Source organism: Pseudomonas hormoni, from assembly GCF_018502625.1.
Classification (GTDB): domain Bacteria; phylum Pseudomonadota; class Gammaproteobacteria; order Pseudomonadales; family Pseudomonadaceae; genus Aquipseudomonas; species Aquipseudomonas hormoni.
Genome location: NZ_CP075566.1, coordinates 3,535,076 through 3,549,507 on the forward strand (window position 1 = coordinate 3,535,076; position 14,432 = coordinate 3,549,507).

Genomic DNA, 14,432 nt, shown 5'->3' on the forward strand with positions numbered 1-14,432 from the left:
CGATAAAGGCTGTAGGAATACGGCCTGGGTTGACGCGATTGAACGCTGTTCCGGGATCGATGAGCTGTGAGCCGATCCCGGAACGCCAGTTGCCGATTACTGGCTGGTGACCGGCATGGCCGGAATCGGCTCGCTCGGCGGAGGCAAATCCGACTGCGGCGGTGGCGTGACGTTTTCCGTCGACGGGGCCGATTCGGCGTTTTCAGCCGGTGCAACCGGTGCGGGTTCAGGTGGCGGTGCAACCGGTTCAGAGGCTGGTGCCGGAGCCGGCTCAGCGGCGGGTGCAGGCTCCGGCGCCAATGCAGCCGGTGCGGCCTTGGTTTCAGGCACGCCCAGGTCGGTTTTCGGTTTCTCGACGATGTGCGCGGCTTTTTTCGCTTCCGGCGGCAGGAACAATTCCACCAGGGTGAAGAAGCGCTCGTAGAACTTCGCCGACGATACGGTTTCGCTGGCGACCTTGACCATCGAATCATCGGACGAGCCGATCGGCATCGAAACCGAACCCAGCACGCCCACGCCAAGGCTGGCGGAGTTGTTGGTTTTCTTCAGCGCATAGCGATCCTGCAATGCGTTGGCAAACATGGTGGCGTGGTGCCCTTCGCTGCCATCATCGGCACAGACCACACTGAAACTGATCTCCATGTGGGTATCGCCAGTCTGCTGGAAGCTTTTGTGACCACTGATCAATTTCGGATCGCTGCTGGTAATGATGTAGCCCTGACTGAGCAGCGCCCGACGGGCGGCTTCGCAGGTTTGCGCATCGGTTACCGGATAGTTGCGCGAAAACGTTCCGGAGTCGTCGAAGTTCTCATGCTCATAGATGGGGGCTTTTTTCGACGAGCAACCGGCCGCGGCCGCCAGCACCAGAGCCAGCCCGACAACCCGCACGGGAAATGATTTAAACATTGAACATCCTGAAGAAAACGGTCCGGGGCGTATTGTGCAACAGATCGATGCTTAGCGTCGCACCGATTAGTGTCTTGAAACAGTTACAAGTGTAATGACTGCCATTTACAGGGAAAAGTCGTTCGGTAAAAAACCCAGGCGACGGATAGCTGCTGCCCACTTTTCCTGCGCCCACAAAAAACCCCGACCTTTCGGTCGGGGTCTTTGTGTTGCGGGAAACTCAGTCAGGCATCAGAAACGCTTGATGTCTGCTTCGGCTTCCAGCTGCTTGCGGTACGCCGCAAAGTCTTGCTGGCCGATGCGCGAGGCGAGGAAGCGACGGTACTGAGCCTTCTCTTCTTCGGTCGGTGCAGCGGCTTCGTTGACGCCGTTCAGACGCACGATCACCAGGCTGCCATCAGCCAGGGTCACGCTGCTGAAGGTCGGTTTGTCTTTGGCGGCTGGTTTCGGCATGCGGAACAGCGCTTGCAGCACGGTAGGGTCAATCCCTTCCTGAGCGCGTGTCGCTGCTGCGGTGACTTTCCAGGCCTGGCCATCAATTGCCTTGTCCAGTGGCGTCTTGCCTTCGCGCAGACTGGCGATCAGCTGGTCAGCCTTGGTCTTGGCGGCAGCACTGGCGTGCTCCTTGGCCAATTGACCACGGATGGCGGCAGACACGCTTTCCAGCGGCAATTGCGCAGGCTTCAGGTGCTCCTTGGCGCGCAGCACGATCACGGTTTCCGGATCGAGCTCGATGGCGGTGCTGTTGGCACCCTCATCCAGCACTTCAGGACTGAACGCGGCAGTGAGCACGGCACGGTTGGCTGCAATGCCTTCGCCACCTTCACGGCCGAACGGCTTGGAGGTGTGAACGGTCAGTTTCAGGTCCTGCGCCGGCTGGGCCAGATCGGAGGATTCGAACGACGAATCTTCCAGTTGCTTGGTCGCCTCGACGAAACGCTGCTCGACCTGCTGGGTTTTCAGCTCTTTGGTCAGCTTGTCTTTCAGGCTGGCGAGGGTCGGAACTTCCGGCGCCTCGACACCCAACAGCTTGATCAGGTGGAAACCGAAATCAGTGCGAACCGGTGCCGAAACCTGATCCTTGGCCAACGCATACAGCGCTGTTTCGAAGGCTGGATCGTAGACACCAGGGCCTGCGTAGCCGAGGTCACCGCCGTTGTTCGCCGAACCCGGGTCCTGGGAGAATTCCTTGGCCAGGGCCTCGAACTTCTCGCCTTTGGCCAGACGGGCCTGAACTTCTTCGATTTTGGCCTTGGCTTGCGCCTCGGTCACCTTGTCGTTCACTTCGATCAGAATGTGCGCCGCCCGGCGTTGCTCGGACAGGTTGGCGATTTCTTTCTGATACGCCGCTTGCAGGTCTTCGTCCTTGACGGCGACCTGATCAAAGAAGGAAGACTTCTTCAACTCGAGGTAATCGATGATCACCTGATCCGGCGTCATGAATTCCTTGGCGTGTTCGTCGTAGTAGGCCTTGACCTCATCGTCGGTCAGCTTCACAGCCGCCGGGTCAGCCTTGACGTTCAGGGTTGCGAAATCGCGGGTCTGTTTTTCCAGACGGGCGAAAGCCAGAACCTGTGCGTCGGTGACGAAACCGCTACCTGCCAGACCCGCGCGCAGCTGACCGATCAGCATTTCCTGAGCCAGCATCTGGCGGAATTGCATGCGGCTGTAGCCGAGTTGACGAATGACCTGATCGAAACGCTCGGAGCTGAACTTGCCGTCCACCTGGAATTCAGGGGTTTGCAGGATCACCTGATCCAAAGCCGCTTCGGAAAAAGCGAATTTCGAGTTTTCTGCGCCTTGCAGCAGCAGTTTGCGATCGATCAGGCCTTTGAGGGCCGATTCGCGCAGCATTTTTTCGTCGAGCAAGGAAGCATCGAAATCCTTGCCCAGCTGTTGCATGAGCTGACGGCGTTGCATATCAACCGCCTGGCTCAGCTCGTTCTGGCTGATTTCTTCGCCGTTGACCTTGGCCGCATCATTACGATGGGTGGTGGCCTGAAAAATGGCGTCGAAACCGGTCAAAGCCATCAGTGCGACGATGACCCCGATAATGGTCTTGGCAATCCAGCCTTGTGAATTGTCCCTGATATTCTGCAGCATGCGTCCCCCAGAAACGGTTGAACTTCAAAATTAGGCAACCGTGGAGCGTGGGTAGAATCCGGATAGAAGAAAGGCGCATCCGAGGATGCGCCTTCTCGTAACTGGCGGAGCGGACCAAGGGTTCGAACTTGCGACCCTCGGCGTCTCGGACCGGCGACTTGCCGACTGGACTACCGCTCCGCTGCCAGGTCAGGCATGACCCCGACCCGGATAGGCAAAAACCTGAATCGAACTTAGTTGACAGCTTCTTTCAGTGCTTTACCGGCTTTGAAACCTGGTTTTTTGGCTGCTGCGATTTCCAGTGTCTTACCGGTCTGTGGGTTACGACCAATGCGAGCTGGACGATCAGTTACGGAGAAAGTACCGAAACCAACCAGAACAACAGAGTCGCCAGCCTTGAGAGCGCCAGTGACGGATTCGATTACAGCGTCCAGCGCACGGCCAGCAGCAGCTTTCGGGATATCAGCGGATGCAGCGATAGCATCAATCAGTTCCGACTTGTTCACTCTAAGTCCCCTTATATCTATTTGAGTATGATTCTAAGTTTTTTGGTGAAAGCAAAAACGAGTGCTGAATGGCCTACAGACACTTAAGAGCCGCTTTATAACAAGGGCTCTAAAAAGCTGTCAACAAGCCACCCAGGCAAATGCGTACTAATGCGTGCTAATTCTTTCCTTAGAGTCAGACTCGCGTTTTTCATCCTTTGCAACTATCTCCGGAGCTACATCGGGTAAGGGCTCCGGCGCGTATTGCAGCGCAATTTGCAGGACCTCGTCAATCCATTTAACCGGTTTAATCTGCAGATCCTGCTTGATATTGTCCGGAATTTCCTTCAGATCGCGTACGTTCTCTTCAGGAATGATGACCGTCTTGATTCCGCCGCGGTGAGCCGCGAGCAGTTTTTCTTTAAGACCACCAATCGCCAGTACTTGACCACGCAGTGTAATTTCGCCGGTCATGGCGACATCAGCGCGCACCGGAATCCCGGTCAATGCCGACACAAGGGCCGTGCACATGCCTACACCGGCGCTAGGGCCATCTTTCGGGGTCGCCCCTTCCGGCATGTGGATGTGTGTGTCGCGCTTCTCGTGGAAGTCCAGGGGAATCCCCAGGCTCTTCGCACGGCTGCGGACAACGGTCAGGGCTGCGGTAATGGATTCGACCATCACGTCACCCAGGGAACCGGTCTTGATCAACTGGCCTTTACCCGGCACGACAGCCGCTTCAATAGTCAGTAATTCGCCGCCGACCTGAGTCCATGCCAGACCGGTCACCTGGCCAATCTGATCCTGCGATTCAGCCAGGCCGTAGCGGAATTTACGCACGCCCAGGAAGTGCTCCAGCATGTCGGCAGTGACCTTCACCGAGAAGCGTTTTTCCATCGCATGCTCTTTGACCGCCTTGCGGCAAACCTTGGCAATCTGGCGCTCCAGCCCACGTACACCGGCTTCGCGGGTGTAGTAGCGGATGATGTCGCGGATCGCTTCAGCGTCGAATTCCAACTCGCCTTTCTTCAAACCGTTGGCCGTGATCTGCTTCGGCGAAAGGTATTTGACGGCGATGTTGATCTTCTCGTCTTCGGTGTAGCCCGGCAGACGAATCACTTCCATCCGGTCGAGCAGCGCCGGCGGAATGTTCATGGAGTTCGAGGTACACAGGAACATCACATCGGACAGGTCGTAGTCGACTTCCAGATAGTGATCGTTGAAGTTGTGGTTCTGCTCCGGATCCAGCACTTCCAGCAACGCCGACGCCGGATCGCCACGCATGTCGCTGCCCATTTTGTCGATTTCATCGAGCAGGAACAGCGGGTTGCGGACGCCCACTTTTGTCATCTTTTGAATCAATCTTCCTGGCATCGAACCGATATAAGTCCGGCGATGACCACGAATTTCCGCTTCATCGCGCACACCGCCGAGGGCCATGCGTACGAATTTGCGGTTGGTGGCGTGAGCAATCGACTCCGCCAGCGAGGTTTTACCCACACCAGGCGGCCCGACCAGGCACAACACCGGACCACGAATCTTCTTCACGCGCTTTTGCACGGCGAGGTATTCGAGGATCCGCTCTTTGACTTCTTCCAGACCGTAGTGGTCCGCGTCGAGGATGTCTTCTGCACGTGCCAGGTCCAGGCGCACTTTGCTCTGAGCCTTCCACGGCACCTGAACCAGCCAGTCGATGTACGAACGCACCACGGTCGCTTCCGCGGACATTGGCGACATTTGTTTCAGCTTGTTCAGTTCACCCTGGGCCTTGGCCAAGGCATCTTTCGGCAGGCCGGCGGCATCGATGCGCTTTTTCAGCTCTTCGATTTCGTTGTGACCTTCGTCGCTGTCGCCGAGTTCTTTCTGAATGGCCTTCATCTGCTCATTCAGGTAGTACTCGCGCTGGCTGCGCTCCATTTGTTTTTTGACGCGACCGCGAATGCGTTTTTCGACTTGCAGCAGATCGATTTCGGCATCCAGCAACGCCAGGACGTGTTCGACCCGAGCCGACAAATCGATGATTTCGAGGATTTCCTGCTTTTGCTCGATCTTCAGGGCCATGTGCGCAGCCATGGTGTCGACCAGGCGGCCTGGCTCGTCGATGCTGTTGAGCGACGACAGGACTTCTGCGGGGACTTTCTTGCCCAGCTGCACATATTGTTCGAACTGAGCCAGCAGGCTACGGACAAACACTTCCGACTCGCGTTCAGGCGCGTCGACTTCGTCGATCAATGAGACTTCGGCACGGCAGTGGCCGTCCACTTCGCTGAAGCGCTCCACGGCGCCGCGCTGCTCACCTTCGACCAGAACCTTGACCGTGCCATCCGGCAGCTTGAGCAGTTGAAGAACGGTAGCGATCGTACCTACGCGATAGAGTGCATCTTCACCGGGATCGTCGTCAGCAGGGTTTCTCTGAGCCAGCAGAAGGATCTGCTTGTCGCCCGTCATCGCGGCCTCGAGGGCTTCGATGGATTTCTCGCGCCCCACGAACAGCGGGATAACCATGTGCGGATAAACCACAACATCACGCAATGGCAGGAGAGGCAATTCGATGGTTGTCTTCATGATTTCGCCTCTACGGCGGCCATAAGGCCGTAAACAGATGGAAGTAAGCTTGAAACCAAGATGGGGGCTGCCTTCAAAAAAAACAAGCGCAAAGACAGGGTTAAAACGCGCAAAAAGCAAAGGGGCCCGAAGGCCCCTTCTTTATTCCAGCTGCGTGACGCTTAAGCGTCTGGCGCGGCCTTGGCAGCCGGCTCACTGTTTTCGTAGATATACAGTGGCTTGGACTTGCCTTCTATAACGCTTTCATCGATCACTACTTTACTCACCTCGGACTGCGAGGGGATTTCATACATAGTGTCGAGCAACACACCTTCGAGAATCGAGCGCAGTCCACGGGCACCGGTTTTGCGTTCCAGGGCACGTTTAGCGACCGATTTCAGCGCGTCGGCCCGGAATTCCAGGTCCACGCCTTCCATCTCGAACAGCTTGGCGTACTGCTTGGTCAGAGCATTTTTCGGCTCGGTGAGGATCTGCATCAATGCAGCTTCATCAAGCTCGTCCAGCGTGGCGAGGACCGGCAGACGACCGACGAATTCCGGGATCAGACCGAACTTGACCAGATCGTCAGGTTCGACTTCACGCAGGGACTCACCAACTTTCTTGCCTTCTTCCTTGCTGCGCACTTCTGCGTTGAAACCGATGCCGCCCTTGGTGGAACGGTTTTGAATAACCTTTTCCAGACCGGAGAACGCACCGCCACAGATGAACAGGATGTTACGGGTGTCGACCTGAAGGAATTCCTGTTGCGGATGCTTGCGACCACCTTGAGGCGGAACGGAAGCTACCGTGCCTTCGATCAACTTGAGCAGGGCCTGCTGCACGCCTTCACCGGAAACGTCCCGGGTGATCGACGGGTTGTCAGACTTGCGCGAGATCTTGTCGATCTCATCGATGTAGACAATGCCCATCTGGGCTTTTTCCACGTCGTAATCGCACTTCTGCAGCAGCTTCTGAATGATGTTCTCGACGTCTTCACCCACGTAACCCGCCTCGGTGAGGGTGGTTGCGTCGGCGATGGTGAACGGAACGTTCAGCAAGCGGGCCAGTGTTTCGGCAAGCAGGGTTTTACCCGAGCCTGTCGGGCCGATCAGCAAGATGTTGCTTTTGCCGAGTTCGACGTCGTCATTCTTTTTGTCACGCTGGTTCAGGCGTTTGTAGTGGTTGTACACCGCTACGGCCAGAACCTTTTTCGCACGCTCCTGACCAATCACGTACTGATCAAGGATGCCGCTGATTTCTTTAGGCGAAGGCAATTTATGCGCGCTGCTTTCGGCCTGGGCTTCCTGCACCTCCTCTCGGATGATGTCATTGCACAGGTCGACGCACTCGTCGCAGATAAAGACCGAGGGGCCGGCAATCAATTTGCGCACTTCATGCTGGCTTTTGCCACAGAAGGAGCAATAGAGCAGCTTGCCGTTGTCCTCGCCGTTGCGGGTGTCAGTCATTCGTTCGATCCAAATCCGATAGGCTTGCAACACAAGATGAAGGCTATTGCGGGCTTTTTCAAGCCCGCTGGTGATCGGACCAGCCGACCCACCTTATTTTGAGCTGCTTATTTTAAGCGGGGCGCTGGGTGATCACTTCATCGATCAACCCGTATTCACGCGCGGCTTCTGCACTCATGAAATTGTCGCGGTTGGTATCACGCTCGATTTCTTCAAGAGTGTGCCCGCTATGCTTGGCCATCAGCGTGTTGAGACGCTCACGAATGAAGAGGATTTCCTTGGCATGGATTTCGATATCCGATGCCTGCCCCTGGAAACCGCCCAGTGGCTGGTGAATCATCACGCGTGAGTTCGGCAGGCAGTAACGCTTGCCAGGGGCACCGGCGGTCAACAGGAATGCGCCCATGCTGCAGGCCTGACCGATACAGGTGGTCGACACGTTTGGCTTGATGAATTGCATGGTGTCGTAGATCGACATGCCCGCCGTCACCGAACCGCCCGGGGAGTTGATATAGAGATGGATGTCCTTGTCCGGGTTTTCCGCTTCAAGGAACAGCAGTTGCGCACAGATCAGGTTGGCCATGTAGTCCTCTACCGGACCAACCAGAAAGATCACTCGCTCCTTGAGGAGACGCGAGTAGATGTCGTAGGCGCGCTCGCCACGAGCGGACTGCTCGACAACCATCGGGACCAGGCCGCCTGCGGCCTGGATATCAGAGTTCTGCTGAATATACGAATTACGGAACATGCTCTGCAGTCACTCCCAAATAGTTATGTCTTGAATACGCATAAGCCAGCACGAAGGCTGGCTTATGGTGTGTACTTCTTACCGCAAAAACGATCAGTCGGCTTGTGGAGCTTCTACCGGCTTGACTGCTTCTTCGTAAGAGACCGATTTGTCGGTCACGCTAGCTTTCTGCAGAACAGTATCCACAACTTGTTCTTCCAGCACAACCGAACGGACTTCGTTCAGTTGCTGGTCATTTTTGTAGTACCAGGACACAACCTGCTCAGGCTCCTGGTAAGCCGAAGCCATTTCCTGAATCATTTCGCGAACGCGGGCTTCGTCAGGCTTGAGGTCGAATTGCTTGACCACTTCAGCCACGATCAGACCCAGCACAACGCGACGCTTGGCTTGTTCTTCGAACAGCTCGGCCGGCAGTTGATCAGGCTTGATGTTGCCACCGAACTGCTGAACAGCCTGCACGCGCAGACGGTCAACTTCGTTGGACAGCAGAGCCTTTGGCACTTCGATCGGGTTGGTGGCCAGCAGACCGTCCATTACCTGATTCTTGACCTTGGATTTGATTGCCTGACGCAGTTCACGCTCCATGTTCTTGCGAACTTCGGCGCGGAAGCCTTCCAGACCGGTTTCCTTGATGCCGAATTGAGCGAAGAACTCTTCGTTCAGCTCTGGCAGTTTTGGCTCGGAAACAGTGTTCACGGTCACGGTGAACTCAGCGGTTTTGCCCGCCAGGTCGAGGTTCTGATAGTCCTCTGGGAACGTCAGGTTCAGAACGCGCTCTTCGCCGGCTTTAGCGCCAACAAGACCGTCTTCGAAACCAGGAATCATGCGGCCGGAACCCAGAACCAGCTGAGTACCTTTGGCGGAACCGCCAGCGAACACTTCACCGTCGACCTTGCCGACGAAATCGATGTTCAGCTGGTCATCGTTCTGGGCAGCGCGATCGGCCACTTCGAAACGGGTGTTCTGCTTGCGCAGGACGTCCAGCATTTTGTCCAGGTCAGCGTCAGCCACGTCAGCGCTCAGGCGCTCTACGGTGATGCCTTCGAAACCGGCAACGGTGAACTCAGGGAACACTTCGAAAATCGCGACGTATTCCAGGTCTTTGCCAGCTTCCAGGGATTTCGGCTCGATCGAAGGAGCGCCAGCCGGGTTCAGCTTCTGCTCGACAACAGCTTCGTAGAACGAGGACTGGATAACGTCGCCGACAGCTTCCTGACGTGCATCAGCACCAAAACGGCGCTTGATTTCGCTCATCGGCACTTTGCCTGGACGGAAACCAGCGATCTTGGCCTTTTGGGCAGTCTGCTGCAGACGCTTGTTGACCTGAGTCTCGATGCGCTCAGCCGGCACGGTGATGCTCATGCGGCGCTCAAGAGCAGAAGTATTTTCAACAGAAACTTGCATGGATATTCCTCGTTGCACAGACGTTGGCCGGCCGTTTCCGACCCCAGAATCAAGGGCATGCATTCTAGTAGGTCAAACTCAAGAAGTCACCCTACTGAAAACGGGTAAAAACGCAGCAGGCAATTTAGAGGGGCGAATACACGAATGCATCTCGCCCCGGTGGCAAATACAACCCATCACGCCAAGGCTCTGCGCCAACCCTTCTATATATAGAAGCGGTTGCCGATCATCACCCTGACTGCCGACCTTGCGAGCAAGGCCGGCGGGCAGCGCGGCATCATCGAGAAACATAAATACGACGAAACGCCCTGCCCATGCGACCCGGAACTGCAGCCGCCGACTCTCAAAACACTGAAACAAAAAAGGCGCCAGACTGTTAAATCTGGCGCCTTTCGAAATATGGGGTGGACGATGGGGATCGAACCCACGACAACGGGAGTCACAATCCCGTGCTCTACCAACTGAGCTACGCCCACCATATTGCGTTACAAAGAAGCCAAACAACTTCTTTGTGGAGCCCCAACCAGGCCAACCGGCATGAGTGAAGCTTTATTTGGTGCGGATGAAGAGACTCGAACTCTTACGCCTCGCGGCGCTGGAACCTAAATCCAGTGTGTCTACCAATTCCACCACATCCGCGTATAGCCGTTAAAGCAAAGGCGCCAGACTGTTAATCTGGCGCCTTTCGAAATATGGGGTGGACGATGGGGATCGAACCCACGACAACGGGAGTCACAATCCCGTGCTCTACCAACTGAGCTACGCCCACCATATCGCGCTACTTGTGCCAATGCTGCCTAATGGCGCACCCGGCAGGACTCGAACCTGCGACCATCCGCTTAGAAGGCGGATGCTCTATCCAGCTGAGCTACGGGCGCCTTATTAATCTGTACTCTTGGAGGACTACAAACTAAGTGCTTTTCAGCCTTGCAGAACCGTAATTCCGCGCAGCCTTCTTAACCAGTGCTAGGCTGTGCCCGACAAGTGCGACGAATAGTATAGAGCCCCCCGGGGGGCGTCAAATCCTTTTTATAAAAAATTCATTTAATTAAAGGGGTTAGAGGAATTTGCAGACCAAGCGCCTTTGCCCTCACCTCATGACATGCGAGAATGCGTTCTCTTTTTTTCCCCTCTCGATGGTTAATCACGCGCAATGACTGCACAACTAATCGACGGCAAATCGATCGCCGCCAGCCTGCGCCAGCAGATCGCCAAACGAGTGACCGAGCGTCGCGAGCAAGGCCTGCGCACGCCGGGCCTCGCGGTGATCCTGGTCGGCAGCGATCCTGCCTCTCAGGTTTATGTCTCGCACAAGCGTAAAGACTGTGAAGAGGTCGGCTTCATTTCCCAAGCCTACGACCTGCCTTCCGAAACCACTCAAGAAGCGCTGACCGATCTGATCGATCGCCTGAATGACGACCCGGCAATCGACGGCGTTCTGCTTCAGCTGCCTTTGCCTGAACACCTGGATGCTTCCAAATTGCTGGAGCGCATCCGTCCGGACAAAGACGTCGACGGTTTCCATCCTTATAACGTCGGCCGCCTCGCCCAGCGTATTCCGCTGCTGCGCCCGTGCACGCCCAAAGGGATCATGACGCTGCTGGAAAGCACCGGTGCCGATCTTTACGGGATGGACGCAGTGGTTGTCGGCGCCTCAAACATTGTGGGCCGTCCGATGGCGATGGAGTTGCTGCTGGCCGGTTGTACCGTGACCGTCGCCCACCGTTTCACCAAGGATCTGGCAGGCCACATCGGTCGCGCCGACCTGGTGGTCGTGGCCGCCGGCAAGCCGGGCCTGGTCAAGGGTGAGTGGATCAAGGAAGGCGCCATCGTGATCGACGTCGGCATCAACCGTCAGGAAGACGGCAAACTGGTCGGCGACGTGATCTACGAAACCGCCCTGCCCCGCGCTGGCTGGATCACGCCGGTGCCGGGTGGCGTAGGTCCGATGACCCGCGCCTGCCTGCTGGAAAACACGCTGTACGCGGCGGAAACGCTGCACAGCTGAGTTCACGCTTGAGTATCAGCGACGAACAAAATAACCCCGCCAATGGCGGGGTTCTTTTTGCCCGGAGAACGGCCCCTACCATTCGCCGGAAACCTGCTGTTTTGTAGGGGTTTTCAAGGACTTTCACCTGTTCACTGAACAACCATCGACAGTTCTTCAGCCATACTTCTAAAATGCGTCGGTTTTTAAGAAACAGCCCGTTACAAAACGGCTAATCCACACCTTATGAGTCTGCCAGCGTGAAAATCCGTCTTTCCATCCTGAGCCTATTTTTTGCATTTACAGGGACGTTCATCACGCCAACGGTCAATGCTGCCGACACCACTGCGGCACCACGTGACACCACCCAACTGAAGATCGCCTCCGGCAGCGCGCTGCTGATGGATCTGCAGACCAACAAAGTCATCTACGCCAGCAACCCGGACGTGGTCGTGCCGATCGCCTCGGTCAGCAAACTGATGACCGCACTGGTCGTGGTTGAAGCGAAGCAGAACATGGACGAGTACATCTCCATCAACATCAGCGACACACCGGAGATGAAAGGTGTGTTTTCCCGGGTCAAACTCAACAGCGAAATGCCGCGCCGGGAAATGTTGCTGATTGCCCTGATGTCGTCGGAAAACCGCGCGGCCGCCAGCCTGGCCCACCACTATCCGGGCGGTTATGTCGCCTTTATTGCCGCCATGAACGCCAAGGCCAAGGCGCTCGGCATGACCAGTACCCACTATGTCGAACCGACCGGTCTTTCGCCGCGTAACGTATCGACCGCACGCGACCTGAGCAAATTGCTGGTCGCGGCGCACAAGTACCCGATTTTGACCGAGCTGAGCACCACCAAGGAAAAAACCGTCTCGTTCCGCAAGCCCAATTACAGCCTGGGTTTCCGCAACACCGACCATTTGGTCGGCAAGCCGAACTGGGACATCCGGCTGACGAAAACCGGCTTCACCAACGAGGCAGGCCATTGTCTGGTGCTAGTGACCAGCATGGGCAATCGCCCGGTGGCGCTGGTGATTCTCGACGCCTTCGGTAAGTACACGCACTTCGCCGATGCCAGCCGTATTCGCAATTGGATCGAGACCGGCAAGGGCACCAACGTTCCGTCTGAAGCACTGCAATACAAATCGGAAAAAAACCTCAAGCACCGTCAGAGCGGTGTGGTTGAAGCCTCGAAGTAACGACGCAGAAAGCAAAAGCCCCGACTGGTCGGGTAATGCTGTTCACTTAGGCGCGCTCTTGGACCGTACGTAGCATTGTGGCGAGGGAGCTTGCTCCCGCTTGAGTGCGTAGCACTCACAAAATCGACAATGGTTTTCAGATTTTTAGGGCCGCTTCGCGCCCCAGCGCGAGCAAGCTCGCTCGCCACAGGTTTCTCTGTTTCAAGACTCTCTGAACACAGTCGGTTTTTTTTCGTCCAGCGTTAATCATTGGGCAGCGGCATCTGGTCGTCATCCGGAATGCCGTCGCCGGCACTCGGATCCCTCCTGCCCAGCGGATGCTCGGTTGGCGTGACCAACGGCCTGGCCAACGGGTCGCGCATCGGGCTGTCCGGATCCATCACCGGATCCATGTCGTCTTCGGGGGTGGTTGGAACACTGTCGGGACGTTTGTCGTCAAAACTCGAATCGGTAGACATACACACCTCACACTTAACGTCAGGGTTTCAGATTTGCCAGCGGGTCGTAAGGCTTCGCAGGGGCCTTGGTATCCTCGCCCGGTTTTACGTCTTTGGGCGCCTTGGCAGGGCCGATGGGGTCGACCTGAGGATCGGCGAGGTCCGGCGAATCGGGGTCAAAACCCAACTCGTCGCCTGATGAATGCTCAGACGAGTGCGGGCCGGTGGGTGCAGTGGGATTTGTCATGAACGCCTCCTTGGAACTGACCCGGAAAAAATCCGGGCCCTTATCCTTCAGAGGCTAACCGCGCGCAGCAGTGCAATGCAGATGACGAACGGAAACCTACTGAGCGCCCAGCGCCTTCTTCGCTCGGGCCGCCGCTTGTTCCTGACCGGCTTGAGCCAGGTCACTCGCTGCTTTCAACCAGCGTTGCTGATCGACATTGGCCGGAATCTGGTTCGGCTTCTGGATCAGCACCGCCCAACCGCCGGCGTCCTTGAAAGCTGACTCAAACGAACCGAAGCTCATCAACTCCCGACGATTCATCCCGGCGCGCAGCAGCACTGTCTGTTTCTGACGGTTGTACCCGGCGAGAATGGCGTAACGCGGTTCCGCCCAGAACGCCGAGCCCTCGGTGAAGCGCACCATCACCGGATAACCCGCCGCGACCTGGGTCAGCAGCGCAGGCAGATTGCTGTCGAGGGGATAAACCACCATGCCGTACTCGCGGGCGAGGTTCTGCATATTCTGTTGCAACTGAGCTTCCGCGCCAGGCACGTGCAGGGGTTTTTCGAGCAAACCCGGTGTAATCACCACGCCCTGCTGCGACAGCATGCTCGCCAGGACCTGCGGTCCGCTTTGATAGTCTTGCCCGCGGTAGAACGTGCCGCTGAGCTCTACCCGTTCCGGCAGCCGCTTGACCTCTGGCGCAACGCTTCCCGCGCAGCCGGCCAGACCCGCAACACAACCGGCAATCAGTGCTGCCATTCGAATTCGCGACATTACCCGCACCCTCATCACTCTTTTGTTCAGACGCCGTCATCGTGCTCCCGGCTTGGCCGTCGATCATAGGACGCCACGCGGCAGCGGTATAGCCTTAACCGGCAGTCGAGTGCATTCGATAGAGCGAACTGGTTGGTGACAGACGACCTT

12 protein-coding genes and 4 tRNA genes are annotated in these 14,432 nt (G+C 56.7%); 2 read left to right on the top strand and 14 right to left on the bottom strand.

Annotated elements, in window-relative coordinates:
• Positions 1 to 96 precede the first annotated feature (96 nt).
• From KJF94_RS16505 to KJF94_RS16555, 11 genes are all read right to left on the bottom strand, one after another.
• Positions 97 to 906: a DUF2242 domain-containing protein gene (locus tag KJF94_RS16505; protein WP_214377366.1), complete on the bottom strand. Its 810-nt coding sequence runs from the start codon at positions 904 to 906 to the stop codon at positions 97 to 99.
• Between the two features lie 231 nt (positions 907 to 1,137).
• Positions 1,138 to 3,009 (bottom strand): SurA N-terminal domain-containing protein, encoded by a 1,872-nt coding sequence (locus KJF94_RS16510; protein WP_214377367.1) that lies wholly within the window; start codon positions 3,007 to 3,009, stop codon positions 1,138 to 1,140.
• Positions 3,010 to 3,242: 233 nt separating this feature from the next.
• On the bottom strand, positions 3,243 to 3,515 hold the full coding sequence (locus tag KJF94_RS16515; RefSeq protein ID WP_002552737.1) for an HU family DNA-binding protein: 273 nt from the start codon (positions 3,513 to 3,515) through the stop codon (positions 3,243 to 3,245).
• A gap of 147 nt (positions 3,516 to 3,662) precedes the next feature.
• Complete coding sequence (gene lon / locus KJF94_RS16520; protein WP_045060166.1) at positions 3,663 to 6,059, bottom strand: endopeptidase La; 2,397 nt, start codon at positions 6,057 to 6,059, stop codon at positions 3,663 to 3,665.
• A gap of 161 nt (positions 6,060 to 6,220) precedes the next feature.
• On the bottom strand, positions 6,221 to 7,504 hold the full coding sequence (clpX, locus tag KJF94_RS16525) for an ATP-dependent Clp protease ATP-binding subunit ClpX (protein ID WP_007946893.1): 1,284 nt from the start codon (positions 7,502 to 7,504) through the stop codon (positions 6,221 to 6,223).
• Positions 7,505 to 7,616: 112 nt separating this feature from the next.
• Positions 7,617 to 8,252 (bottom strand): ATP-dependent Clp endopeptidase proteolytic subunit ClpP, encoded by a 636-nt coding sequence (clpP, locus tag KJF94_RS16530; protein ID WP_214377368.1) that lies wholly within the window; start codon positions 8,250 to 8,252, stop codon positions 7,617 to 7,619.
• Positions 8,253 to 8,345: 93 nt separating this feature from the next.
• Positions 8,346 to 9,656 (bottom strand): trigger factor, encoded by a 1,311-nt coding sequence (gene tig, locus KJF94_RS16535; protein WP_214377369.1) that lies wholly within the window; start codon positions 9,654 to 9,656, stop codon positions 8,346 to 8,348.
• A 400-nt stretch (positions 9,657 to 10,056) separates the two neighbouring features.
• A tRNA-His gene (locus tag KJF94_RS16540) sits at positions 10,057 to 10,132 on the bottom strand.
• A 78-nt stretch (positions 10,133 to 10,210) separates the two neighbouring features.
• A tRNA-Leu gene (locus tag KJF94_RS16545) sits at positions 10,211 to 10,295 on the bottom strand.
• A 54-nt stretch (positions 10,296 to 10,349) separates the two neighbouring features.
• Positions 10,350 to 10,425 (bottom strand) — tRNA-His (locus tag KJF94_RS16550).
• A 32-nt stretch (positions 10,426 to 10,457) separates the two neighbouring features.
• A tRNA-Arg gene (locus tag KJF94_RS16555) sits at positions 10,458 to 10,534 on the bottom strand.
• 275 nt (positions 10,535 to 10,809) lie between these two features.
• Between KJF94_RS16555 and folD the strand changes: the two genes are divergently transcribed.
• Together folD and pbpG are read left to right on the top strand one after the other, a co-directional pair.
• Positions 10,810 to 11,664 carry a bifunctional methylenetetrahydrofolate dehydrogenase/methenyltetrahydrofolate cyclohydrolase FolD gene (gene folD / locus KJF94_RS16560; RefSeq protein WP_214377370.1) on the top strand — a complete coding sequence of 285 codons (855 nt, stop codon included), beginning with the start codon at positions 10,810 to 10,812 and terminating at the stop codon, positions 11,662 to 11,664.
• 239 nt (positions 11,665 to 11,903) lie between these two features.
• A complete protein-coding gene (gene pbpG / locus KJF94_RS16565) occupies positions 11,904 to 12,842 on the top strand; it encodes a D-alanyl-D-alanine endopeptidase (protein WP_214377371.1) in 939 nt (312 codons plus the stop codon).
• Between the two features lie 242 nt (positions 12,843 to 13,084).
• Here the strand turns inward: pbpG and KJF94_RS16570 are convergent, their stop codons facing one another.
• From KJF94_RS16570 to KJF94_RS16580, 3 genes are all read right to left on the bottom strand, one after another.
• Complete coding sequence (locus KJF94_RS16570; protein ID WP_214377372.1) at positions 13,085 to 13,300, bottom strand: hypothetical protein; 216 nt, start codon at positions 13,298 to 13,300, stop codon at positions 13,085 to 13,087.
• Positions 13,301 to 13,319: 19 nt separating this feature from the next.
• The gene (locus KJF94_RS16575) at positions 13,320 to 13,526 is read right to left on the bottom strand and encodes a DUF6021 family protein (RefSeq protein ID WP_214377373.1); all 207 of its coding nucleotides are present in this window, start codon (positions 13,524 to 13,526) and stop codon (positions 13,320 to 13,322) included.
• Positions 13,527 to 13,622: 96 nt separating this feature from the next.
• Positions 13,623 to 14,282 carry a C39 family peptidase gene (locus KJF94_RS16580; protein ID WP_250548171.1) on the bottom strand — a complete coding sequence of 220 codons (660 nt, stop codon included), beginning with the start codon at positions 14,280 to 14,282 and terminating at the stop codon, positions 13,623 to 13,625.
• Positions 14,283 to 14,432 lie beyond the last annotated feature (150 nt).

Bases quoted from the DNA above. Each gene is read 5' to 3' on its own strand.
- KJF94_RS16580 (WP_250548171.1), bottom strand. From the start codon at position 14,282: ATGTCGCGAATTCGAATGGCAGCACTGATTGCCGGTTGTGTTGCGGGT.
- tig (WP_214377369.1), bottom strand. From the start codon at position 9,656: ATGCAAGTTTCTGTTGAAAATACTTCTGCTCTTGAGCGCCGCATGAGC.
- KJF94_RS16570 (WP_214377372.1), bottom strand. From the start codon at position 13,300: ATGTCTACCGATTCGAGTTTTGACGACAAACGTCCCGACAGTGTTCCA.
- lon (WP_045060166.1), bottom strand. From the start codon at position 6,059: ATGAAGACAACCATCGAATTGCCTCTCCTGCCATTGCGTGATGTTGTG.
- KJF94_RS16575 (WP_214377373.1), bottom strand. From the start codon at position 13,526: ATGACAAATCCCACTGCACCCACCGGCCCGCACTCGTCTGAGCATTCA.
- folD (WP_214377370.1), top strand. From the start codon at position 10,810: ATGACTGCACAACTAATCGACGGCAAATCGATCGCCGCCAGCCTGCGC.
- clpX (WP_007946893.1), bottom strand. From the start codon at position 7,504: ATGACTGACACCCGCAACGGCGAGGACAACGGCAAGCTGCTCTATTGC.
- KJF94_RS16505 (WP_214377366.1), bottom strand. From the start codon at position 906: ATGTTTAAATCATTTCCCGTGCGGGTTGTCGGGCTGGCTCTGGTGCTG.
- KJF94_RS16510 (WP_214377367.1), bottom strand. From the start codon at position 3,009: ATGCTGCAGAATATCAGGGACAATTCACAAGGCTGGATTGCCAAGACC.
- clpP (WP_214377368.1), bottom strand. From the start codon at position 8,252: ATGTTCCGTAATTCGTATATTCAGCAGAACTCTGATATCCAGGCCGCA.